Origin of the sequence: Ferroacidibacillus organovorans (assembly GCF_001516615.1) — a bacterium.
In the GTDB taxonomy this organism is placed as follows: domain Bacteria; phylum Bacillota; class Bacilli; order Alicyclobacillales; family SLC66; genus Ferroacidibacillus; species Ferroacidibacillus ferrooxidans_B.
Window position 1 is genome coordinate 1 of the sequence record NZ_LPVJ01000059.1, and the last position, 23,682, is coordinate 23,682.

Consider the following 23,682-nt stretch of genomic DNA (forward strand, 5'->3'; position numbering starts at 1 on the left):
CTGAAACGGACATACATAGATTCGTACGACCTTTCCCCTTAGGTTTGAGTCCGCCGAACCCATCTTGGTGATATTCCTTCAGATAACGCCGCAAGGTTCGTTCCGATAACCCTGTTTGTACACAGAGCTGGGCCTTCATCTCCCTCAGCTTCGCTGGATCCAAGCCATCCTCGAGCAGTGGAGATAATAGTTGAAACCTCGCTACCGCAATTTCTTCCGCCTTCTTCCCATCTTTCACGTCTAAGCCCTCCTTTTAGTAGACCTAGGATGACTGTAGACTGGGTTCATGCGGACAGACATGCAGAACGGGTATGTACCCACAAATGTGTATTTGCAATCGGCCGGACAACTCTGGCCAGCCACCCATCGGCATCGCCGACAAACCGTCCAATGGTTTGGAGTGGAGATTGCGAAGGAGTGGACAACTCCGGCACAGGAAGATTGAATCGATGGGCAATGGCAGTTAAACATCCTACTGCATAAGGGGACCAACTGGTGAACCACTGCCGCAGGCGAAAAAGGGTTGACTCGTCTGCCGCAACTGCAGGATTTTGTTGGCTGACGGTCTCCTCAATACTTGCCGCATCATAACGCTTGTAGGGGACTAAGATGTTGGGGAGTTCGTGGTGTATCTTGCAACACGATTCACAGCGCATCCTACGAATCACGAGTGTCACTTTTTCACCCGAACTTTGTATGTACCTTCTGCGTCGACTCCCGATCACCCCGAGATATCCTTGGCAACAAGGACAGGGAATGACTTCTTCACTCCTGACAAAAACACTCATTTCAGCACTCCACAGCAGCTGAAAAACTGATACAATAACCATACGTTGATTATTGGGATGGACGTCTCTAGTGACACCGTTGGTCCGGTGCCACGCAAAAGAGAGGCGTCCTTTTCCTTTCCTAAAGTTGTGGCCATTATATCTAGCAATCCATGGACAGGCAATACCGTCAGTTTTCGGGCATTTTGACTCAGCAGAAACAAACACGATACCCGCCGTGACGGGCGACATGTTCAACGCGATGAAAAAGCGTCTTCAATTTATCTTCCGTCGATGGCGCACCCTGTTTCTTTTGAATGACGACGTAAAGCGCCCCTTCAGGATCGAGCCTACTGCGTGCCATCTCATACAGCGTAAACACAACGCTCTTGCCCGCGCGAATCGGCGGATTCAACAATATGACGTCGTACGCCTGCTCATCGCTTCGCAAAACCTCAACAGCGTCGCCGCACAAAATTCGCGCACGATCGCGCACGTGATTAATCTGTGCATTTTGATCGGCCAGCGCCACTGCGCGTGCATTCACATCAAGCATCGTAACAAGCGCCGTCTCCGAGGTTTTAAGCACGCTCACACCAACCGCGCCATAGCCACAACCAAGATCAAGGACACGCGCATGCGGCGGTATGTGCGCAGACTCCACCAAGAGACGCGTTCCGTCATCCACGCGCTCCCGACTGAACACACCGTGGTCCGTTTGAAACGTCAAAAACACATCTTTGATACACACCGTCCAACGCACCGGAGAAGAAGAGGACTGAGGATTTTCCGTGTAGTAGTGGTCACTCATGATCGCTCACCTGACAGACAAAAGGAGCGCCGCAAAGCAGCAACTCCTTTTGGTCATCATCCATTCTATCGATTCACTTACTTGATCTCGACCGTGCCGCCAGCTTCGTCGATCTTCGCTTTGATACCCTCTGCATCTTCCTTGCTCACTTTCTCCTTGAGCGGTTTTGGCAGGTTGTCTACGAGATCCTTCGCTTCTTTCAAACCAAGACCCGTGACTTCGCGGACCGCTTTGATGACATTGATTTTGGAGGCGCCAGCGCCCGTCAAAACAACGTCAAATTCTGTTTGTTCCGCTTCCGCCTCAACCGCGGCGCCACCGCCGCCACCCATCGCGACAGGCGCTGCAGCCGTCACGCCAAACTCTGTTTCAATCGCTTTCACCAATTCATTCAACTCAAGTACAGTCATCGACTTGATCGCTTCGAGAATTTGCTCACTCGACATCTCAATTCCTCCTTGGAATCACACTATAAATTGACAGTGATATACACTGTGCGTACGTCACCTTCATGAATCGGCAATTTAAACGCCAGCCGCCTCTTTTTGATCGGCGACTTGCTTTGTCGCATAAGCGAAGTTCCGCATCGGCGCCTGAAGCACACTGAGCAACATCGACAGCAAACCTTCGCGCGATGGCAATGTCGCCAACTCTTTGACGCCGTCAACATCAATGACGCGCCCTTCCACCAGCCCGCCTTTGATCTCAAGCGCTTTGTGCTTCCCAGCAAAATCATTGAGGATCTTGGCAGGACTGACAACGTCCTCACCAAACGCAACCGCCGTTGGCCCTTTCAAAAAAGGATCCAATCCCTGCACTTGTGCAATCTCCGTCGCGCGTCGCGTCAACGTGTTTTTAAGTACGCGAAAGTCGATCCCAGCTTCGCGAAGATTCTTGCGAAGTTCCGTCACTTCAGCAACCGTGAGACCGCGATAGTCTGTAACGATCACACTCTTGGCTGCTTGAAACTTCTCGACAACCTCAGCGACGACCTGCGCCTTCTCTTCATGCACGCTCATATCTGACACCTCCACTCTACATTGGTTGCTGTAAACCAAAAGACCCCCGCTTTGCGACGGAGGTCTTTTCTCGAACCCAAACGCTGTCAAAGTCAAACGTTCCTTTGAAGTGTCAGAGTGTCGACGACCTCGGCAGGTTACATTAAGCCTTGCGGCACCTGCTGTCTACAGCGCGACATACAGTTTAACTATAACAGAATGCGGGGCATAACACAATCGGCATACCCCGCATCTCCCGTCAGACAGCTCACTCAGCCGCAGACGACGCCGACAGGCGCTGAAGGTTCACTTGAACGCCTGGCGCCATCGTGCTGCTCACGCTGACGTTGCGGAAATACTGACCTTTCGCCGCCGCTGGCTTCGCCTTTTGAAGCGCGTCGACAATCGCGCGGAAATTCCCGAGCAATTGCTCTGTCGAAAAGCTGACTTTGCCGAGAACCGCGTGGACATTGCCGCCTTTATCAAGGCGATATTCCACTTTACCGGCTTTGACTTCTTCAACTGCACGTTTTACATCAAATGTTACCGTGCCCGTTTTCGGGTTTGGCATCAAACCGCGCGGACCGAGGACGCGACCCAAACGACCAACAGAGGCCATCATGTCAGGCGTCGCAATTGCCGCGTCAAACTCCAGCCAGCCACCCGCGATGCGTGCGATGAGATCGTCATCGCCAACAACGTCAGCCCCTGCCGCCTCCGCCTCGCGCGCCTTGTCGCCTTTTGCAAACACGACCAGGCGAACCGAACGCCCCGTGCCGTGCGGCAGAACGACTGCACCGCGAATTTGTTGATCATTCTTCCGCTGGTCAAGACCCATCCGGAATGCAACTTCGACCGTTGCATCAAACTTTACGACAGACGTCTTTTTCACAAGCTCCATCGCTTCTAGCGGATCGTACGCCTTTTCCGGGTCGATCAACTTCACGACATCCTGATACTTTTTCCCCGCCATTTGATCACTCTCCTTCACATGTGGTAAGCGGTATGCAAATACCTCCCACGAACATCAGGGAAGGTCTTACTCCCCGACTGTCACGCCCATCGAACGCGCCGTGCCTTCGACCATCCGCATCGCAGCTTCGACTGAAGCCGCATTTAGATCAACCATCTTCAACTCCGCAATCTCGCGAACTTTCGCACGGCTGATCGTGCCAACCTTTTTCTTGTTCGGCTCGCCAGAACCAGACTCAATGCCAATCGCCTTTTTGATCAAAATCGCCGCTGGCGGCGTCTTTAGCTCAAACGTAAACGAGCGATCTTCGTACACCGTGATAACAACTGGAATCACGGTTCCCGCCTGATCTGCCGTGCGTGCATTAAACTCTTTGCAAAACATCATAATGTTGACACCGGCTTGGCCAAGAGCTGGACCAATCGGTGGCGCTGGCGTGGCCTTGCCCCCAATAACCTGGAGCTTCACGATCTTCATAACGCGTTTTGCCACTGCGCACACCTCCTCTTTTCGCTCAGAATGTGGTCATGACGGACGCTTTGCACCACGCGACCTCCCACAGGTACGTATAGCACACATCACAACCAAATGATTATAGTTTTTCGATCTGATCAAAATCAAGTTCTACTGGTGTATCACGACCGAACATCGTGACGACCACCTGTACTTTTTCAAGCGTCATGTCGATCTGATCGATCGTTCCGACGAAGTTTGCAAACGGTCCCGCGACAATTCGCACAGCCTCTTTTTGTTCGAAATCAAAACGCGTCTTCACATCATCCACGCCCATTTGGCGCATGATCGAGCGCACCTCGTTGGACAATAGAGGAATCGGTTTGGCCCCCGACGTATTGGCGCCAACAAACCCCGTCACCCCCGGCGTATTGCGCACCACATACCAGGAGTCATCCGTCATGATCATCTCGACGAGAACATAACCGGGATAAACCTTGTGTTGAACCGTTTTTCGCTTGCCGTTTTTGACCTCGATCTCCTCGTTCACTGGGACGAGAACGCGAAAAATCTTGTCCGACATGTCCATCGACTCAACGCGGCGCTCAAGGTTTGCTTTCACTTTGTTTTCATAACCGGAGTACGTGTGCACCACGTACCAATTGACTTCTGTCTGATTGTCCATTCCCGAGGGCGGACGCCCGCACCTCCCCTGCGTAGATGACTAAGAACCGATCCCGATCAACTGAAAGAGTTTCGTAACCAGAAGATCGAAAGCATACGTTAAAACAAAAAGAATGACGCAAACGACAACAACGGTCGTCGTATATCGCACCATTTCCTTGCGATTGGGCCAGCGCACCTTTTTTAGTTCCGCGTAGACTCCCTGAAAATAAGAGAAGGGCCGCGGCAAGGAGCGAGCTTCTTCAGACGGCGTTGAACTCACGAACGCTTCGCCTCCATCCATCTCTGAAAGCAATCGACGATCAACGCGTCTCGCGGTGCACCGTGTGACCGTTGCAGAACTTGCAGTATTTCTTGAGTTCCATACGGTCCGGGTTGTTCTTCTTGTTTTTAATGCTCGTGTAGTTGCGCTGCTTGCAATCTGTGCACGCCATCGTGATCATGACCCTCACATCATCCACCTCCAAAACCACGGTCAAAAATCCGTAAAAATACCCATATACATTACCACTGTGTTAATTGGAAGTCAACAAAAAAATCAGACGTTAAAAAGGGACGGCACCCGCCCCTCGACGCCTGACCATCTTATCAAAAAAACCGGCACATTACAAAAAGCGGTCTTCCAGGTACTTTTCCAGTTTCCGTTTGACGCGTTGAAGCGCATTGTCAATGCTTTTGACATGACGCTGCAAATCTTCCGCGATCTCTTGATACGAACGTCCATCGAGATAGAGCATCAAAACATCCCGCTCAAGCCCACTCAGAAGCTCTGCCATCTTGCCCTCAATCGCAGAGAATTCTTCCTGGTGAATGAACAGCTCCTCCGGGTCAGTGACGCGCGCGCCGCCAATGACATCCATGAGCGTGCGATCCGAATCTTCTTCGTATATAGGCTTGTCCAGCGAAATATAGGAGTTGAGGGGAACGTGTTTCTGCCGCGTCGCCGTCTTGATCGCCGTGATGATCTGGCGTGTCACACACAGCTCTGCGAACGCTTTGAACGACGAGAGTTTGTCATCGCGAAAATCGCGAATCGCCTTGTAGAGCCCAATCATGCCTTCTTGAACAATGTCTTCGCGATCCGCCCCGATGAGGAAATACGATCTTGCCTTCCCGCGCACAAATGACTTGTAGCGATGAATCAGACTGAGCAGTGCGTCATCGTCACCGATCCGTACACACTCCACCAGCAGTTCATCAGGGATGTCAGAGAGATCTCGCTCCAGAGTAACGGGGATTTCCATAGCCATGTGGCATCCCTCCTGCTGAACCTAAAAAAACGCAATATGGACATCTTTTTTTGTCGTGACCTATCGAGAGCAACAGACAGGGGCGTATTTCATAATCCTTTGAAGTGAGCCTAGTATACATTATGTAATCTAGCAAGGTCAACGATGGAATGAGAGATCCGATGAGAGAATTCCTGCCAAACACCAGGAAAATTTACGCTAGCCCATTCTGAAACGGCAAACAGCACCTCCCAAACCTCACAGGAAGTGCTGTTCATCGCGTTTTAAATTCACCCAACCGCCATTTAACGCTTTATTCCGACGCAGGTCAGGCAGTAGATTGTTCCGCACCTCAGATCGGCGATTTCAGGTTTCGCCGCTGTCGCACCGCTTCAAACAACAAGATGCCTGTCGCCACCCCAGCGTTTAGCGATTGAATTTTCCCTGTCATCGGGATGCGAATCAAGTGGTCACAGCGTTTTTTGACGAGCGGCGCAAGCCCGGCACCCTCATTGCCGATGACGAGCACAACATCTTCCGTCAAATCGACGCGATCATGCGCCTGCTCCCCTTCTGCATCCGCCCCATAGACCCAAAAACCTGCTTTTTGCAATGTTTCGATCGCCTGACTCACATTCCCGACGCGGGCAACCTGTACATGCTCAAGCGCACCCGCCGAAGCTTTCGCCACCGTGCCCGTAAGCGGAACCGCGCGCCGTTTCGGAATGATCACGCCGTGCGCGCCAGCAGCCTCCGCAGAGCGCAAGATCGAGCCGAGATTATGCGGGTCTTCCAGGCCATCAAGAAGAACGATCAGCCCCGGGCCATGCGCCCTGGCATGCGCGATGAGCGCTTCGAGCTCAACATAATCCTTCGCACTCAAATAGGCAGCGACACCTTGATGGCTTTTGTTTTGCGCAAGCTCATCAAGTTTTGCCTTTGGCACCATTTGCGTGACGATGCCGTTTGCGCGCGAAAGCGCCATGATTTCACCGATGCTTCCGCCTGACGCTCCTTCCTGGATCAAAAGCTTATTCAGCGTTCGCTGCCCCTTGATCGCTTCGATCACCGCGCGACGCCCGATGATCATCTCCATTTCTTGCGCCTCGATGTCTGCACCTTCGCGTTCGCGAATGGGATCGCGACTTGGCATGCCGCGCGAGTTGCTCCTTCTGCGCGCATCCTCAGAACCGCGAGAATCGCCCCCCTTGCGAAAACCACTTTCTGACCGCCCCGGTCTCCCACTGCGTTCGGAGCGGGATTTAAACCCTTGCGCTCGCCCTGATCCTTGATTTCTCAATCTGACACACCCTTCATCGATAATCGATACATACGATTTGACATCTTCACTCAGGCTCCGCAAGAAGCATCCGAAGAAGCTCTTCCATCCGCGCTTGATCCCCGGTCAAATAGAGGTACCCCAATAGCGCCTCAAGCCCCGTGCTATGCCGATAGTCGGCCATCCGTGCCGACTTTGGCATGGAGTGGCTCTTCGCGTTTCGGCCACGCTTGAAAATGGACATCTCCCGCTCCGTCAGGCGCTCCGACATGCGGCGGATGCGATCCGCCTGATTGACCGCTTTCACATAGCCGAGCGCCTGTTGATGCAGTTGATTCGGTTGGCGCTCACCTTTTGCAATCAGCGATTCACGCACGGCCAGTTCCCACACCGCGTCCCCAAGATATGCGAGCGCGAGCGGAGCGACCGCAAACGCCTCCTGTTCACTCATCATGCCTCTCGCCACCAGCGTGTACCCTGTGCGGTGTCTTCCAATTTCACGCCGCGCGCCGCGAGTTCCTCGCGAACACGGTCCGCGCGCGCAAAATCCCGCGCCTTGCGGGCTTCTTCGCGCTCCTTGACCATGCGATCAATCTCCTCATCACGCTCCGCATCACTCTCACGCAGCCCAAAGAGCGAGAGCCATGCCACAAGCTTTGCGCGATAGCTCTCAAGCCCTTTTCGCGTGATGGCGGAAGAGTGAATGTACTGGTTGCCTTCACGCACAAAATCAAACAAAACACCAAGCGCGTCTGCTGTGTTGAAGTCATCGTCCATCGCGGCACGCAGGCGCTCCTCTACTGCCGCGAATTGCATTGCTTCACCTTCTGGCAGGTAATCCATGCCAAGGCGCAGTGTGAGATGCTCGCGAAAATTGTCGATCCGCCGAAGCGCCGCCGTCATCTGTCCCATGATCTCATCCGAATAATTGATCGGATTGCGATAGTGTGCAGACAAGAGAAACAGCCGAAGCGCGCGCGGGTCATACCGCTGTGCGAGTTCGTGGACAAAAATGCTGTTGCCAAGCGACTTCGACATTTTTTGGTTGTCGATGTTGATGTAGCCGTTGTGCATAAAATACGCAGCCAGCGGTTTGCCAAGAATGGACTCACTCTGCGCAATCTCATTCTCATGATGCGGAAAGAGCAAGTCGTGACCTCCGCCGTGAATGTCAATGTGATCGCCAAGGTATTTGCGGATCATCGCCGAGCACTCGATATGCCATCCCGGACGGCCGCGCCCCCACGGACTCTCCCAGGCTGGCTCCCCAGGTTTCGCCGCTTTCCATAGCGTAAAATCAGTCACGTGCCGTTTCTTCTCAGAGACTTCAACGCGACTGCCCGCCTGGAGATCTTCGAGCGACTGATTGGAGAGTTTTCCGTAATCCGGAAAACGCGTCGTCTCAAACAGCACATCGCCGTCCGCCTCATACGCATATCCCGCGCGCACCAAAGACGCGATAAAGTCGATGATATCCTGCATCGTTTCCGTGACGCGCGGGTGTACGTCAGCCCGTTCAATGCCGAGCGTCTCCGCGTCCTGAAAATACGCCTCGATATAAGAATCGGCCACCTCCGTGACGCTCGTTCCCAACTCGTTTGCGCGCACAATCAGCTTATCGTCGACATCCGTAAAATTTTGGACGAACGTTACGCGGTAGCCGCGATAGCGCAAGTACCTGCGCACCATGTCAAAAACGACAAACGCGCGCGCATTCCCAATGTGAAAATAATTGTAAACTGTCGGCCCGCAAGAATACATGCGGACAACGCCCGGTTCAAGCGTTTGAAACGGTTCCTTCTGTCCCGTCAGACTGTTATAAACCCGAATAGACATTTGAATCTTCCCCCAACGTTTTCCCTTGCGCTTTGCTAAGTTTACTCTCGAGTTCCGCGATGTGACGTTCCAGTTTTGCGATGCGGTCTTCAAGCATCTCACACTGATCGCTCACAGGATCGGGCAGATTTGTCTGGTCCATCTCATCAACGCGCCGCCCTTCGAGAACGACGATGCGCGCCGGAATGCCGACGACCGTGGAGTTGGCCGGGACTGGCTTTAGCACGACAGACCCCGCGCCAATTTTCGCATAATCGCCAACCGTAATCGAACCGAGAATTTTTGCCCCCGTCGCGATCAGGACGTGGTTCCCAATCGTTGGATGGCGCTTGCCCCGCTCCTTGCCTGTACCTCCAAGTGTCACACCTTGATACATGACCACATAGTCGCCAATCACTGCCGTTTCACCAATCACAACACCGTCACCGTGATCGATAAACAACCCCTTGCCTATGACCGCCCCAGGATGAATTTCAATTCCCGTAAAAAATCTTGCCAATTGCGACAAGACACGCGCCAATGTCGTCACGCCTCGAACATGCAGGGCGTGCGCGATGCGATACACCCAAACCGCGTGCAGCCCCGCGTAGGTCATGTACACTTCAAAGCGAGAGCGAGCGGCCGGATCCAGTTGCATGACGTGATCAACATCTTCTCTCATGCTCTGTAACATCAACTGCACCTCCAAAAACATGAAATGCCGTCTCCGGTAATCCCAGAGACGGCGTCAGCCGTGGTCCCACTCTGCTTCGCGCAATAAATAGCGCCTTTCACGGCGATAACGAGCCGATCCGTCGAGGACTACTGAGAACATCCCTGTTCATCCCGCTCGCGTGCAGTGCATTCAACCCGTCGCCAAGACCTTTTTCTCAACCGGTATTCCATACCGCAAAAGGCTCTCTGTCAAGGCGCACCGAGTTTACTCCTCTGCGCGTTCGATTGTCGATCCATATCATCTTTGAAATACACACTTACATGCGAAAATGGGGATGACTCGATAGAGCAATCCCAGCGTGACACTCAGTCTATTCTACCCTAACGATTTGCTTTTGACCAGTGCCTGCCGCGCGCGCTTCACACATCTTTCACATCCAATAAGCGCAAGTGAGCGATTCAAGTCCGGCCCGTGTAGCGTCCCCGTAAGCGCCGCGCGAATTGGCATGAACAAGTCTTTGCCCTTGAGCTTGGTTTCTTCTTGTACACGTCGGATCACCGCTTTAAACCCATCCGCTGTTCCGTCACAAGAAGTGCCGAGAATTCCCAACAATCCCTCGATCACCGTGTTCGCGTGAGGTAACGCAAGCGTCTTTGCGGCATCGTCATCAAAGGTCACTTCCTCCGCGAGAAAACTGCGGGCAAACCCTTCAATCTCTGTGAGCTGCGTCACTTTTTCCAAAACCAGCGACAAGAAGTCGCGCAGCCACGCATCATCCGGCACCATCACACCACTGCCACTGAGCGTCACGCGCGCCTGGTCAAGAAGCGCGGCGGGATCTGCCGAACGCAGGTAGTGTCCGTTCATCCACTGCAGTTTTGCAGCGTCAAAAAATGCACCGCTTTTGCTCACGCGCTCTAGATCAAACCGTTCAATCAATTCTTGTTTTGTCATGATCTCTCGCTCACCGCCTGGCGACCAACCCAGAAGCGCCAGGAAATTGAAGATCGCATCAGGCAGGTAGCCAAGCGCCTTGTACTGATCGATGAACTGGACAATCGACTCGTCCCGTTTGCTGAGTTTTTTCCCGTTTGCCCCGAGTATCAGCGGCACGTGTCCAAACATTGGCGGATTCGCCCCAAACGCCTCATACAGATAGAGTTGACGCGGTGTATTCGAAATATGTTCTTCCCCGCGAATCACGTGCGTAATCTCCATAAGCATATCATCGACCGTAACCGCAAAATTATAGACGGGGACACCGTTTGATTTCACAATCACAAAATCACCGCCGACATGCTCTGGCTCAAATTGCATCTCGCCGCGGACGATGTCAACAAAAGAAACCGCGTGCTCCGGCACCTGAAAGCGGATCGTGTACGCGTCACCGCGCTCCATGCGCAGCGCGCGCTCATTTTCCGAGCGTGTCCGACACGTCCCGATATAGTGAGGTGTGATCCCTTCTGACTGCTGTTTCTCGCGAACGGCAGTCAGTTCCTCCTCCGTACAAAAACAGGGATAGGCACGGCCCGCTTGAACCAACTTATCGACATGGTCGCGATAGATGCCAAGACGCTCCATGCACGTGTAAGGCCCAAAAGGCCCTCCCACTTGGTAGCCCTCTTGCCACTCAATGCCAAGCCAACGCAGATTCTCTGCAAACTCGTCAGCTGCATTCGCGACATTGCGCTCAAGATCAGTGTCTTCAATGCGCAAAATAAATGTGCCCTGATGATGCATTGCATACAAATAATTGAATAGCGCGGTCCGCGCGCCACCGATATGTAAATGCCCTGTCGGGCTTGGCGCGTAGCGTAGTCGTACAGTCATTTTGATCCCCACTTCTCAGATTTGTTCCTCCACCGCAAAGCCGCGCCCTGGCGTCACCCGCCGTTACATCTGAGCAGCTCGGCGCGCGAGCGAGACGAGCGCTTGCGCTGCGATCCCTTCTTTGCGTCCGACAAACCCCATGCCCTCCATGGTGGTCGCCTTCAAGCTAACCTGATCCTCATTCACTTGAAGCGCATTCGCCATCTTTTGAACCATTTCTTTTTTATAAGGTGAAAGTTTTGGCATCTCTGCCATCACCATCAAATCGGCGTTGGAAACGACATACCCGCGCGCAGCAATCAGATCAACAACGCGCGTCAGCAACTGCATGCTGGAGATACCGCGATACTGTTCATCCGTATCCGGAAAATGGTCGCCAATGTCGCCAAGCGCAAGCGCCCCAAGCAACGCGTCCATGAGCGCGTGCAAAATGCGTCCGCATCCGAGTGCCCCAAAAGCCCCACAGCAGACGGGATCTCCACACCCGCCAGGATAAGCGGTCTGCCCGCTTGAAACCGATGAACATCAAACCCTAATCCGACCCGCATCGCAAAGCCTCCCACATGGCAAGAAAAAGTCGATCAGAGGGCTCTGTAATCTTCAAATTGTGCGCAGCGCCTTGAACAATGTCGACCACACAGCCCAACCGCTCTACAACACTCGTGTCATCCGTCGCGAGAAACCCTGCGCAACGCGCCTCTTCGTGCGCGCGTTCCAGCCAGTCGCGCCGAAAGACTTGCGGCGTTTGCAATTGATAGAGCTGCTCGCGCTCCACACGCCCCGCAATTGTTTCGCGCTCCGCCCGTACAAGCGTATCCCGCACCGCGTGACCGAGCGTCGCCGCACCGGTCGCACGCCCCCGCGCCACAACCGCGCGGACATCCTCTTCGCAAAGAAAGGGACGGGCCGCATCGTGCACCAGCACCATCTCCCTCGTACATGTGCGAAGCCCGTTTCGCACGGACGACTGGCGATCAGGACCGCCCGCCACCAACCGCGTTGCACCGAGTCCCGCTTCGCGAAGATCATCGCCTGCTGGCACCAGGTCGTCCTCATGCATCACAATCGCAACCGACGTAAAGCCATACATTTGAAACAGGCGGGTGACATAGCTAAACAGTGGCTGACCACAAAGCGTCAACCACTGTTTTCTCACACCCGACTTCATTCTCGAACCGGTTCCCGCCGCCATAATCAAAACGTCGACATCGTCAAAGTGATCCATCTCGCGCGATTCCCTGCCTTACGTCTCTCCTCAAACCTATCAGCCTATTATAGCGCTTTTTCGAGGAGTTTGGGCTTCGCAAAGATCATTCGCCCAGCGGATGTTTGAAGGACACTCGTCACAACCACTTCGAGTCGATTGCCAATGTGCTCGCGTCCGCCTTCGATAACGATCATCGTACCGTCATCCAGGTAACCGATCCCTTGTCCAAACTCTTTTCCATCCTTGATTACAAGAACAACGATCTCTTCTCCCGGCAAGACGACTGGTTTCACTGCGTTCGCCAAGTCATTAATGTTTAAAACAGAAACCCCTTGCAGTTCACAGACCTTATTCAGATTAAAGTCATTTGTAACCACTTTGCCGTCAAGCTGCTTTGCGAGTTTGACGAGTTTGCTGTCAACCTCCGCCACATCCTCAAAGTCTGTCTCAAGAACCTCAACCTTTACCTTGAGTTCCTTTTGTACGCGATTCAGAATGTCCAATCCGCGCCGTCCGCGATTTCGCTTTAACACATCTGAACTGTCAGCGATGTGTTGCAACTCCTCAAGAACGAAAGAAGGAATGACCAAGATGCCCTCCAGAAATCCCGTCTGTACGAGATCGGCGATGCGACCGTCAATGATGACACTCGTGTCAAGCAACTTGGCTCCTACAAAAGGATTCTCTTCTTGCACCGGCTTTGCGCCACCTTTTTCGCGAGAGGCGCGTTGCGCGAGAAACGGGAGCAGTGAAACAATCTCTTCTCGGCGGGAAAAAAAGATGCGAAACCCGAGATATCCTAAAAGAACCGAGACAAAAAACTGAACGTAGATCCCTACATAAGGAATGCGTTCAATCGCCGGTGTCAGCACAAACGCGACAGCCAGTCCTATCAAAAGTCCCACGATCCCTGAAAGGAGATCGAGAAGCGGCGTTTTGATCAGGCGGTCTTCCAGCCAATGAAACCATCTCACAATCGGATCAACGAGAAATGTACCGACTGTCAACCCGATTAAACCGCCAATCAGAATCGAAACAGGAGTGATCCACGTCGAAGAAGGAACATGGATAAGTGCAAACAAATGTTCGCCGTAGGACCACCCGAGTCCAATCCCTGTCACGATAAAAAATAATTGTACAATGCGATTCACCATGGATATTCACCTCCTTTCAAGCAGTATAGGCAATTCCATAACTTTTAAACGTATTCAGAAACACATTACCACGGTGTATTTGGACGGTCAACGAGCCCCCCCTGGCTACTGTCGACACCGCTTGCACGCGGCTGTGCGCACCTGTGTACAAAATAGCAGACGATCCTTACAATTCCCTGTGAACGCGGCGGAAAAAACGGCCGAAAATCCGATACACAGCGCGCAGGTCATGCAGAATGCCAAAGATTCCGTAACCAGCCAAGACCACCATTAAAAAAAGCGGGATAAACGAACGTTGAAAGATAAAAATGCAGACTGCAAACAAAACGATGAGCGGTATAGCCAATAAGGAGACCGTCGGCGGACCGACATGCTTAAAGTTTGGGTAGCGCGATTTGCTCACCATGAGATAGCTAAGCGAAAATGTGAAAATCGCCATGAACGGCAGAGCAATCATTTCATGATAGAGCGCCAGCGCCGCAAGCAACCCACCTGCCGCAGTGATTGGCATGCCAACAAACTCGGTTCGATTGCCCTTTACAACGTGGAATCTCGCCAATCGCAAGACACCTGCGCTGACAAACGCGATCGCTCCAAGAATTCCTGCGACACCAAGCCCGCGCAGTGCCACAACATACATGATGAGCGCAGGCGCCACGCCAAACGTAACAACGTCGCAGAGTGAGTCAAGCTGTTCGCCAAACGCGCTCTCCACGCGAAGCGCGCGCGCGGCGCGGCCATCAAGCGCATCCAGCAGCATGCCTGCGAGCACCAAGATGGCCGCTGTACGCGGATCTCTATCGACGGTGAGAAGCACAGCGGTCATGCCCGCAACGAGATTCGCAAGCGTCAGCATATTGGGAATCAGTCGGAACATAGTAAGCCTCCACGCGTAGAGTGTGTTACTGTCTTCGGGTGCGTCGCCGCTGCTTACAGATTGCGTTCAAGATACACCTGCTCACGCATGCGCTTTAAGCCTTCTTTAATCGAGCGGGCGCGAACGGCGCCAATCCCCTCCACCTCATCCAGTTCTTCAACGGATGCAGAGACAATGCGCCCCAGGCTCTCAAATTCTTCCGCAAGATTCTCAATCACCGGTTGCGGCAAGCGCGGAATCTTATGCAGGATGCGAAACCCACGCGAGAGCACGGTTGCTTCAGACAGATTCTGCACACCGGTGTATCCCAGAAGTTGTGCCAATACCTGCCCATTCAATAGTTCTTCCGCGTCAAGCTCGTGCACTTCTGTCAACACCTGGTGCGGCGTGAGTGATTGCCCTGGCCCCGCGTAATCTTTTACGAGCAAATACGCTTCCTCATCGACTCGCGAAACCAATTCGTCAAGTTGCATCGCAACCAAGCGCCCCTCCGTTCCGAGTTCCGTGATGTAACGCTTGATCTCCGTTCGGATTCTGAGCACCATTTCAAAGCGCTGCACCACATTGACAACATCCTGGAGCGTCACCAATTCGCCCATTTCAAGTGCCGAGAGGTTCCCAAGCGCGTTGTCAAGGACCGTCTTATAGCGTTCCAGAGTTTGAATCGCTTGGTTCGCTTTTGTAACGATGACACTCAAATCTTTCAAGAAATAGCGCAGGTTCCCCTGATACAATGTAATCACGTTGCGGCGCTGGGACACACAGATCACCAGCTTTTGCGTATGACGCGCCATGCGTTCCGCTGTGCGGTGACGCGTTCCCGTCTCACTCGTTGGAATCGAAGGATCAGGGTTCAACTGTGTGTTTGCGTATAGAATTTTTCTCGCGTCATCGCTCAGAATGATCGCGCCATCCATTTTCGCAAGTTCGTAAAGACCAGCCGGTGTAAACTCACAGTTAATCGTGAATCCGCCATCCACGATGGAGAGCATCTCATCATCGCAGCCAACAACGATGAGTCCACCCGTTTTCGCGCGCAATACATTGTCGACCCCTTCGCGAATCGGCGTGCCAGGCGCGACCATGCGCAAAATTTTCATCATGACCGCTTCTTTTTTTCCATCATCTCGTTCCTTCAAATCAACTACCCCCTATGGCACACCGTATCGCATCCGCCACGGTGTCAACCCCGATCAGTTCAAGATCGCGCACGGTCGTCTGCGTCAATCGAGCGACACTCCGATTAGGGGCGATAATACGAGTGAATCCGAGTTTAGCCACTTCCTGAATGCGCTGTTCGAGCCGCGTAACAGCGCGAATTTCACCCGTGAGACCGACTTCCCCGATCACGACGGTCCCCGGCTTTAGCGGCTGTTCGCGAAAACTCGACGTGATGGCAAGACAGATCCCCAAGTCAATCGCAGGTTCATCAATACGCAAACCCCCCGCTACATTGACATACGCATCTTGACTTTGCAAATAGAGTCCCACCCGTTTTTCGAGCACCGCCATAAGCAGAGTGACGCGCTGATAATCCATCCCTGACGCCATCCTGCGCGGCTGGCCAAAAGCGCTTGCCGTGACAAGCGCCTGGATCTCCGCAAGTACCGTACGCGTTCCCTCAAGACTCGCGACAACCGCTGATCCAGCCGCGCCCTGTGTTCGCTCCTCAAGAAAAATCTCCGAAGGACTCGCGACATCCTCCAAACCGCCGCCTTGCATGTCAAACACACCGATTTCATTCGTCGAACCAAAGCGATTTTTGACAGCGCGCAAGATGCGAAATCGATGATGGCGATCGCCTTCAAAGTAAAGCACAGCATCGACCATGTGTTCCATCAGTCGCGGTCCCGCGATCGTTCCATCCTTCGTGACATGGCCGACGATGCATGTCGCAATCTGTGCCTCTTTGGCAAACCGCAAGATTTGCATCGTACACTCCCTCACCTGCTGCGGACTGCCAGGCGCACTCGGCAAGGCGGGGCGAAACATCGTCTGGATGGAATCGATAACTAAGAATATCGGTTGGATATGCTTTACATGCTTTTCAATTTGATCTAAATCGGTCTCTGCCAAAATATAGAGCGACTCTGCAAAAGACCCCAGGCGAGCGGCACGCATCTTCACCTGTTGAGGAGACTCTTCCCCCGTAACATAGAGGGTCTTCCCACCCTCTTTTGCAATGCGGTGCACCGTTTGAAGTAATAGCGTCGATTTGCCGATCCCAGGATCGCCGCCGACTAAAAAGAGGGAGCCCGGAATAATCCCACCGCCTAGCACGCGGTCGAACTCGTGGCTGCCAGACGAATACCGATCCATCTTTTCCATATGTACATCCTGAAGCAGTACTGGAGCAGAAAGACTCGGCAGACGTGCACTCGGCGATGCTTTGGCGTCAATTTCCTCGACCATGCTCCCCCACGTACCACAATTTGGGCACTTCCCCATCCACTTCGGGCTCTCCGCCCCGCACTCTGCGCAGACAAACTTCGTTTTTGTTTTTTTCATCGTGTCACCACTATACGCCTTGAATTTTGTCCTCACCATAGCCAATTGGAGATTTTCTGTAGACGACATTTATGAAGAAAATGCCGTGGGTGAGAACACCCACGGCGTCGAGTCGACACAAAGCCGCTTAGCTGCCAACAACCTCTTTCGTACCGCGAATCACACGCAATCCGCCTTCCGGATCGACATCCATCGTAACGTGATCGCCATGCTTGATCTCCCCGCTAAGCAGCGCCTCCGAGAGACGATCTTCAATATGACGCTGCATCGCGCGCTTTAGCGGACGCGCGCCATACTGCGGATCATATCCTTCTTTCGCCAAAAACGCTTGAGCGTCCTCTGTAAGCGAGAAGTCAAGACCGTAATCGCGCAGCCGCGTGCGAAGTTCTTCTGACAAGAGTTTGACAATTTTTGAGATGTCTTGCTCTGCGAGCGAGTGAAAGACGATGAGATCATCAATCCGGTTTAAGAACTCCGGCCGGAACGTTCGCTTCAACTCTTCCATCATTTTGTCTTTCATGTCGTTGTACTCATTCTCACGATTGTTTGTAAAACCAAGCGGCCCGCCTTTTTTGACCATCTGTGCGCCAACGTTTGACGTCATGATGATTACCGTGTTGCGAAAGTCGACCGTTCTCCCTTTTCCGTCGGTCAATCGACCGTCGTCAAGCACCTGCAAAAGCACGTTGAACACTTCCGGGTGCGCCTTTTCAATCTCGTCGAGAAGCACTACGGAATACGGTTTTCTGCGAACTTTTTCCGTCAATTGGCCGCCTTCGTCAAACCCGACATAGCCCGGAGGCGCCCCTACCAGCCGCGCCGTGGTATGCCGCTCCATGTATTCGGACATGTCAACACGTATCATCGCGTCCTCATCTCCAAACATGGACTCCGCAAGCGCCCGCGCTAATTCCGTTTTCCCGACACCCGTCGGTCCAAGGAAGATAAAGGATCCAATCGGACGCTTTGGATCTTTCAGGCCTGCCCGCGCTCGCCGAATCGCGCGCGCCACTGCCTTGACTGCCTCATCTTGGCCAATGACCCGTTCATGCAGCAACTGCTCCATGTTAAGAAGCCGCTGTGTCTCACCTTCGGCCAGCTTCTTGATCGGAATTCCCGTCCAACTGGACACGATCTCTGCGATGTCTTCCTCTGTCACAGCCACATCATGCGAATCCTGCCGCTGCTGCCACTCCATTTTCCGGCGTTCCAGTTCATCGCGCAGCTTCTGCTCCTGGTCGCGCAGCGATGCGGCCAGCTCAAACTCCTGGCCTTGGATCGCCGAGTCCTTCTCAGAGCGAATCTCTTCGAGTTTTTGTTCCGCCTCTTTTAGGTTGGGCGGAGCGGTATACGTGCGCAGCCGCACGCGCGAGCCTGCCTCGTCAATCAAATCAATCGCTTTATCCGGCAGAAAACGATCCGTGATGTAGCGATCCGAGTAGCGGACTGCCGCTTCCACCGCTTGATCTGTAATTTTTACGCGATGGTGCGCCTCATAGCGATCGCGTAATCCGAGCAGGATTTGAATCGCCTCTTCGGCAGAAGGCTGTTCCACCTTGATCGGCTGGAAGCGGCGCTCAAGCGCGGCGTCCTTCTCGATGTGCTTGCGGTATTCGTCAAGCGTTGTCGCACCAATGCACTGAAGCTCCCCGCGCGCGAGCGCCGGCTTCAGAATGTTTGACGCGTCAATCGCACCCTCTGCGCCACCTGCGCCGATCAGCGTGTGCAGTTCATCGATAAACAGAATCACATTCCCCGCATTGCGGATCTCATCCATGATCTTTTTCAAGCGATCCTCAAACTCACCGCGATACTTGGTTCCGGCGACCACTGTCCCCATATCAAGCACCATGACACGCTTGTTGCGTAGCACCTCAGGAATCTCGTTTGTCACGATGCGCTGCGCCAGACCTTCGGCGATCGCCGTTTTCCCGACGCCCGGCTCACCAATGAGCACAGGGTTATTTTTGGTGCGTCGCGAGAGCACCTGAATCACGCGCTCGATCTCTTGTGCGCGACCGATCACAGGGTCAAGCTTCCCGTCTTTTGCAAGAACCGTCAAATCGCGCGCAAGACCGTCAAGCGTCGGCGTGCTCGCAGACGGCGTGTTGTCTGAACTCGCTTCAGGCGCATCGGAACCAAGCAGTTGAAGGACTTGCTGGCGCGCCTTATTCAGGCTGATCCCAAGGTTTGTGAGCACGCGCGCGGCAATGCCTTCGCCTTCGCGGATGAGGCCAAGCAAAATATGCTCCGTGCCAATGTAATTGTGGCCGAGTTTGCGAGCCTCATCCATTGAAAGCTCGATCACCTTTTTCGCGCGCGGCGTATACGTGGTGCCTGTCGCATTGCCCGTTCCACGCCCGATGATCTGTTCGACTTCGCGCTGAATTTTTTCCGCACTAAGGCCAAAGCTGACGAGCGCTTTTGCCGCAATCCCTTCACCTTCCCGGACAAGCCCAAGGAGGATGTGTTCCGTGCCAACGCCAGGATGTCCGAGCCGGACTGCTTCTTCATGCGCAAGTGTGAGCACCTTTTGTGCGCGTTCCGTAAACCGATTGAACATCATTTTCATCCCCTCCGTTATGACAGCGAACTCGATGGATCGGCGCGCAGCCGATCGCGAATCAAGGCAGCGCGGCGAACATCGCGCTCTTCTGCAGTCATCGTGTGACCCGCCGACTTTTGCAAAGAACCCGGTTGCGTCGCAACCATCAGCTCTTTGAGAATCCCTGCGGAAACGCCGCGAATGACGCCAAGATCGATTCCAAGACGCACGTCTGAAAGCCGCGAGAGCGCCTCTTTTGAGTCAATCTGACGCGCATACGCAAGAATGCCAAACGAACGGCACACGCGGTCTTCAAGCAATACGCGGTTGGCCTGCAATAGATGTTGGCGCGCCGTCCGCTCGTGGTTGATCAACTGGCGCGCGACACCGTGCAGGTTTCCAATGATCTCTTGTTCGGTCTGACCAAGCGTGATCTGATTGGAGATCTGAAAGAGATTCCCGAGCGCGTCACTGCCCTCGCCATAGATTCCGCGTACAGCCAGTCCCACATGCGTGACAGCAGACAAGATCCGGTTAATATGCCCTGTCATCACAAGAACAGGCAGGTGCATCATGATCGACGCTCGCATCCCTGTCCCGACGTTTGTCGGACAAGCGGTCAAATAGCCTTTCTCTTCATCAAACGCGTAATCGACCATTTCCTCGAGCCCATCGTCCAGTTGATCGGCCAAACGGTACGTCGTTTCAAGTTGATAACCAGGAAGCAGACACTGAATCCGCAAATGATCCTCTTCATTGACCATAATGCTTACTTCCTCATCTGGTCGCAAAAGGACAGCGCCGCCCGATGACTCGATTAGCCCCGGACTAATCAAGTGCTTCTCCACGAGAACTTGTTGATCAACCTCTGACAGATCGCGCATCGCGAACATTTCAAATGGCCCTAGTCGAGAAAGCGCTCCGTGCTTTGCTGCACGTGCCGCCGCCTCAAGAATCTCTTGCTTGTCTTGATCTGTCGCCAGCATCGGGAACACGCGTCCGCGCAAATTCCGCGCGATGCGCACGCGACTGCTGATGACAATATCTGATTCGGGACCATCATCCTTCAACCACGTTGCAGAGTTTTGCGCAAGGTAGTCTTCTAGAGACATCTGATCACCTTCTTCATCCTGTCGAAATTTCTGTCCGCTTACTCACTTACTCGCATCTCAAGCGCCCGAATTTGATCGCGCAGGCGCGCCGCTTCTTCAAATCGCTCTTCTTTTATGTGCGCCTGGAGTTCTTGGCGCAGTCGTATCAATTCTCGTCGATGCGCGATGGCGCCACCCTGACGCTTTGGAATCTTACCCACGTGTTGACTGGAACTCTGAATTTTTTTCAGCATTGGATCAAGCCCCGGCGCGAACGCCTCATAGCAATGCTCACACCCAAACCGCCCAATCTGTGAAAACTGCGAGAATGTAAGGCCGCACGATTCGCAACGCGTCTGCGATGACGCGGCGCGCTGCTTCACAGCGGGGTCAAGGTTCATGAGTCCAGACAACAGTTGATTGACCGAAAATGCGCCTGCCATAAACTGATATGCAGCGTATCCCTTTTCTTTTGCGCAGGTCTCACAGAGGTGGTATTCATTCTTTTCACCCTGCACGATTTCGGTAAAATGAACCGTCGCCGGGCGATTTCCACACTGCTCGCACATCATTGCGCTCACCTCCTGGCATAACCTCATCAGGCGGCGTGCTCAGGCGCGCCCGATGATCCTATTCCATTTCTTCACCGTCATGGGTTAAAACGGCGACCAACATCGCCACAAAGAGGCGTGCCCGAAACTCATCGCGCGTGGGAAGCGGCATGTGAAGGATGTCCCTTGATAGCACCGCACGCATCATCTTTGCCTCCCGCGCCGTGAGAATGCCGTCTGACTCCAAACGCCACACAATGCCTTCCGCTTCGCGCTGCGTGATTTGCGAGCCGATGGCGCGCATGATCGCATCGAGTTCAGAGTGCGCCTCCTCCGTCACCCGGCGGATCCGGATATACCCTCCGCCACCACGCTTTGATTCGATCACATACCCACGTTCAAGTGTAAAGCGTGTGGCAATCACGTAATTGATCTGGGATGGAACACACGAAAAGAGCTGTGCCAATTCATTTCGTTGTAGATCGATCATACCGTTCTCACTGTCTTCAATCCGCTTGAAGAGATAGGCTTCGATCTGATCAGCCGTGCTTTTCACCCATCCCATCCCTCCTCGTGAAAGTCAGCATTTTGACTTTGACTATCTTTGACCTTATGGTGTAATCATAATACGGCGCTCATGCGGTGTCAAATCTAAAATTTCGTCAAAACGATGAATCTGATCGTCAGCCAAGCGCCATTCCTCGATCGTTCCAAACCCGTAGCGACATGCAACGGTGTGAATGCCGTGTGCATTGCCCGCCTCGATGTCTGAGAGACGATCACCTACCATAACAGCGCGTTCATGCACAACATCTCTTAGCAGCATGCCGACAAGATCCGCCTTTTTTGATACGCGCATCCCCCCCGCACTCAGGAGTCCCGCTTTGAAGTGGTGTACAATCCCGAAATGCTTTGCAATACCCTCTATGTAACGTTGCTGCCCATTGCTTGCAACGGCACAAATTGCGCCTTCCTTTGTCAGTGTTTCCAAGGTGCTTTCCACACAGTCATAAAGTTTTCCTTGCCCCTTTTCTAACAAGTCAAGCTCTTCTTCAAGAAGAAGCGCGTCAGCCACTTCCAGTTCGTCCTTAGTCAAAGACCGACCATATAACACTTCCCAAATTTCTTCATGGACACGTCCAAAGGTTCCCACAATCGTTTCATCGTTTACGGCAGGCACAGGCATGACCCCACGCAGCCAAAGCCCGTCAAACGTTCTCCGAAAAGCCTGGACAGCAAGCACCTCTGTCTGAAACAACGTTCCATCCATATCAAAGATGTAAAGAACGCCCTGTCGCCTCATCAAAATTCCCCCATAATTTTTTCTCACCAAAAAAGAAAGACCGGATCTTCATTGACGCCCTTGCACGCCTGTTGGTAGACTGAGGAAAATCTGCATGTGAGAAGGGAACCATTTGGCCACAAACAAGTATGACGAAATCGCACAGGCAGCCATCACCCTTTTCAATCGAAAAGGATACCATGCAACCTCTGTTCAGGACATCGCCGATGAAGTCGGCCTGCAAAAAGGAAGCCTATACCATTATATCAACAGCAAGGAAGAACTGTTGCTGGAGATTGCCACAAAATCCATCAACGGGTTTTGCCGTGAACTCGAAGCTGTATGTGAACAGGCATCCACAGCCCAAGAAAAACTTGAGCGGGCAATTTATCACCATTTCGATATCGTCATCGGCCACCTCGAGATGACCACTGTCTTGCTGCGTGAGGCTTTCTTTCTAAGTGATGACCAGCACAAACTAATCAAAGACGCAAATGACCGTTATTTGAACCTGTGGGTTCAAATCATTCAAGAAGGAATCGACACCCACGAATTTCGCGGAGAAGACCCGCGCTTGACTGCCCTCTCAATTCTCGGTTCATGCAATTGGGTCTATCGCTGGTATAAGGCCGATGGAAAAAAATCACCGCAGGAGATTGCGCGCTATTTTTGCGATCTCCATCTGCTCGGAGTTCTCAACCGCTGACTGCGTTTCAAGCATTCACAAAGCTAGACGTACAACGATAGAAACGCACCTGAGACAATCTCAGGTGCGTTTCTATCACGACAATCCTGCGCAAGTTTTCTCACAATCTGATATAGCCGTGAAAGCGAGACGTCATAGAAAAAGAGCGACACCCTGAGGTGTCGCTCTGTGTTGTCTGGCAACGTCCTACTCTCCCAGGACCCTGCGGTCCAAGTACCATCGGCGCTGGAGGGCTTAACGGCCGTG

27 protein-coding genes, 1 rRNA gene, 1 pseudogene and 1 other annotated feature are annotated in these 23,682 nt (G+C 53.2%); of the genes and pseudogenes, 1 reads left to right on the forward strand and 28 read right to left on the reverse strand.

Translation table 11 applies throughout. The features are described 5' to 3' along the window. The 27 genes and pseudogenes from ATW55_RS12695 to ATW55_RS12820 all read right to left on the reverse strand — a co-directional run. On the reverse strand, positions 1-238 hold a 238-nt coding region (locus ATW55_RS12695), incomplete at its 3' end, for a helix-turn-helix domain-containing protein (protein ID WP_153005159.1). A gap of 46 nt (positions 239-284) precedes the next feature. Continuing rightward, the gene (locus tag ATW55_RS15890; RefSeq protein WP_082685840.1) at positions 285-788 is read right to left on the reverse strand and encodes a DUF6431 domain-containing protein; all 504 of its coding nucleotides are present in this window, start codon (positions 786-788) and stop codon (positions 285-287) included. Positions 789-978: 190 nt separating this feature from the next. Then, complete coding sequence (locus ATW55_RS12700; protein ID WP_067718338.1) at positions 979-1,578, reverse strand: class I SAM-dependent methyltransferase; 600 nt, start codon at positions 1,576-1,578, stop codon at positions 979-981. Between the two features lie 77 nt (positions 1,579-1,655). Next, entirely contained in the window at positions 1,656-2,024 is a 369-nt protein-coding gene (rplL, locus tag ATW55_RS12705) for a 50S ribosomal protein L7/L12 (protein WP_067718343.1), read from the reverse strand. A 78-nt stretch (positions 2,025-2,102) separates the two neighbouring features. Further along, the gene (gene rplJ, locus ATW55_RS12710; protein ID WP_067718346.1) at positions 2,103-2,597 is read right to left on the reverse strand and encodes a 50S ribosomal protein L10; all 495 of its coding nucleotides are present in this window, start codon (positions 2,595-2,597) and stop codon (positions 2,103-2,105) included. Between the two features lie 26 nt (positions 2,598-2,623). Then, positions 2,624-2,786 (reverse strand) — a sequence feature (ribosomal protein L10 leader region). 58 nt (positions 2,787-2,844) lie between these two features. Then, a complete protein-coding gene (rplA, locus tag ATW55_RS12715; protein WP_067718350.1) occupies positions 2,845-3,549 on the reverse strand; it encodes a 50S ribosomal protein L1 in 705 nt (234 codons plus the stop codon). Positions 3,550-3,615: 66 nt separating this feature from the next. Next, on the reverse strand, positions 3,616-4,041 hold the full coding sequence (rplK, locus tag ATW55_RS12720) for a 50S ribosomal protein L11 (RefSeq protein WP_067718353.1): 426 nt from the start codon (positions 4,039-4,041) through the stop codon (positions 3,616-3,618). Positions 4,042-4,141: 100 nt separating this feature from the next. Continuing rightward, on the reverse strand, positions 4,142-4,687 hold the full coding sequence (gene nusG, locus ATW55_RS12725; protein ID WP_067718357.1) for a transcription termination/antitermination protein NusG: 546 nt from the start codon (positions 4,685-4,687) through the stop codon (positions 4,142-4,144). A 39-nt stretch (positions 4,688-4,726) separates the two neighbouring features. Further along, complete coding sequence (secE, locus tag ATW55_RS12730; RefSeq protein WP_235587128.1) at positions 4,727-4,948, reverse strand: preprotein translocase subunit SecE; 222 nt, start codon at positions 4,946-4,948, stop codon at positions 4,727-4,729. A gap of 40 nt (positions 4,949-4,988) precedes the next feature. Beyond that, positions 4,989-5,138: a 50S ribosomal protein L33 gene (gene rpmG, locus ATW55_RS12735; protein ID WP_067718410.1), complete on the reverse strand. Its 150-nt coding sequence runs from the start codon at positions 5,136-5,138 to the stop codon at positions 4,989-4,991. 153 nt (positions 5,139-5,291) lie between these two features. Continuing rightward, the gene (gene sigH, locus ATW55_RS12740) at positions 5,292-5,936 is read right to left on the reverse strand and encodes an RNA polymerase sporulation sigma factor SigH (RefSeq protein ID WP_067561515.1); all 645 of its coding nucleotides are present in this window, start codon (positions 5,934-5,936) and stop codon (positions 5,292-5,294) included. Positions 5,937-6,267: 331 nt separating this feature from the next. Continuing rightward, complete coding sequence (gene rlmB / locus ATW55_RS12745) at positions 6,268-7,215, reverse strand: 23S rRNA (guanosine(2251)-2'-O)-methyltransferase RlmB (RefSeq protein ID WP_235587129.1); 948 nt, start codon at positions 7,213-7,215, stop codon at positions 6,268-6,270. A gap of 46 nt (positions 7,216-7,261) precedes the next feature. Further along, positions 7,262-7,648 carry a Mini-ribonuclease 3 gene (locus ATW55_RS12750; protein WP_067718361.1) on the reverse strand — a complete coding sequence of 129 codons (387 nt, stop codon included), beginning with the start codon at positions 7,646-7,648 and terminating at the stop codon, positions 7,262-7,264. After that, positions 7,645-9,030: a cysteine--tRNA ligase gene (gene cysS, locus ATW55_RS12755; RefSeq protein WP_067718364.1), complete on the reverse strand. Its 1,386-nt coding sequence runs from the start codon at positions 9,028-9,030 to the stop codon at positions 7,645-7,647. Before cysS ends, ATW55_RS12750 begins: the two co-directional genes overlap by 4 nt. Then, positions 9,011-9,703, reverse strand: a complete 693-nt coding sequence (gene cysE, locus ATW55_RS12760; RefSeq protein ID WP_067718418.1) for a serine O-acetyltransferase — start codon at positions 9,701-9,703, stop codon at positions 9,011-9,013. Before cysE ends, cysS begins: the two co-directional genes overlap by 20 nt. A gap of 357 nt (positions 9,704-10,060) precedes the next feature. Then, complete coding sequence (gene gltX, locus ATW55_RS12765; RefSeq protein WP_201024991.1) at positions 10,061-11,521, reverse strand: glutamate--tRNA ligase; 1,461 nt, start codon at positions 11,519-11,521, stop codon at positions 10,061-10,063. A gap of 57 nt (positions 11,522-11,578) precedes the next feature. Beyond that, positions 11,579-12,063: pseudogene (ispF, locus tag ATW55_RS12770) on the reverse strand (2-C-methyl-D-erythritol 2,4-cyclodiphosphate synthase). Further along, positions 12,048-12,740 carry a 2-C-methyl-D-erythritol 4-phosphate cytidylyltransferase gene (gene ispD, locus ATW55_RS12775; protein WP_067718368.1) on the reverse strand — a complete coding sequence of 231 codons (693 nt, stop codon included), beginning with the start codon at positions 12,738-12,740 and terminating at the stop codon, positions 12,048-12,050. Before ispD ends, ispF begins: the two are co-directional and overlap by 16 nt. Before the next feature lie 47 nt (positions 12,741-12,787). Beyond that, the gene (locus ATW55_RS12780) at positions 12,788-13,876 is read right to left on the reverse strand and encodes a PIN/TRAM domain-containing protein (RefSeq protein WP_067718372.1); all 1,089 of its coding nucleotides are present in this window, start codon (positions 13,874-13,876) and stop codon (positions 12,788-12,790) included. Positions 13,877-14,042: 166 nt separating this feature from the next. Further along, positions 14,043-14,753, reverse strand: coding sequence for a CDP-diacylglycerol--serine O-phosphatidyltransferase (pssA, locus tag ATW55_RS12785; RefSeq protein WP_067718376.1), 711 nt, complete (start codon positions 14,751-14,753; stop codon positions 14,043-14,045). A gap of 53 nt (positions 14,754-14,806) precedes the next feature. Then, a complete protein-coding gene (disA, locus tag ATW55_RS12790) occupies positions 14,807-15,856 on the reverse strand; it encodes a DNA integrity scanning diadenylate cyclase DisA (protein WP_067718425.1) in 1,050 nt (349 codons plus the stop codon). Positions 15,857-15,893: 37 nt separating this feature from the next. Further along, positions 15,894-17,261 (reverse strand): DNA repair protein RadA, encoded by a 1,368-nt coding sequence (radA, locus tag ATW55_RS12795; protein WP_067718379.1) that lies wholly within the window; start codon positions 17,259-17,261, stop codon positions 15,894-15,896. 127 nt (positions 17,262-17,388) lie between these two features. Further along, complete coding sequence (locus ATW55_RS12800; protein ID WP_067718382.1) at positions 17,389-19,827, reverse strand: ATP-dependent Clp protease ATP-binding subunit; 2,439 nt, start codon at positions 19,825-19,827, stop codon at positions 17,389-17,391. Between the two features lie 14 nt (positions 19,828-19,841). Beyond that, on the reverse strand, positions 19,842-20,918 hold the full coding sequence (locus tag ATW55_RS12805) for a protein arginine kinase (protein WP_067718386.1): 1,077 nt from the start codon (positions 20,916-20,918) through the stop codon (positions 19,842-19,844). Positions 20,919-20,956: 38 nt separating this feature from the next. Beyond that, positions 20,957-21,469: a UvrB/UvrC motif-containing protein gene (locus ATW55_RS12810; RefSeq protein WP_067718390.1), complete on the reverse strand. Its 513-nt coding sequence runs from the start codon at positions 21,467-21,469 to the stop codon at positions 20,957-20,959. Between the two features lie 58 nt (positions 21,470-21,527). Next, a complete protein-coding gene (locus tag ATW55_RS12815; RefSeq protein ID WP_067718394.1) occupies positions 21,528-22,004 on the reverse strand; it encodes a CtsR family transcriptional regulator in 477 nt (158 codons plus the stop codon). A 54-nt stretch (positions 22,005-22,058) separates the two neighbouring features. Next, the gene (locus tag ATW55_RS12820; protein ID WP_067718398.1) at positions 22,059-22,751 is read right to left on the reverse strand and encodes an HAD family hydrolase; all 693 of its coding nucleotides are present in this window, start codon (positions 22,749-22,751) and stop codon (positions 22,059-22,061) included. A gap of 112 nt (positions 22,752-22,863) precedes the next feature. Here ATW55_RS12820 and ATW55_RS12825 point away from each other — a divergent pair, with 112 nt between their 5' ends. Further along, on the forward strand, positions 22,864-23,436 hold the full coding sequence (locus ATW55_RS12825; RefSeq protein ID WP_067718402.1) for a TetR/AcrR family transcriptional regulator: 573 nt from the start codon (positions 22,864-22,866) through the stop codon (positions 23,434-23,436). Between the two features lie 173 nt (positions 23,437-23,609). Here ATW55_RS12825 and rrf read toward each other — a convergent pair. Next, positions 23,610-23,682: ribosomal RNA gene (gene rrf, locus ATW55_RS17380) — 5S ribosomal RNA — on the reverse strand; the annotation flags it as partial.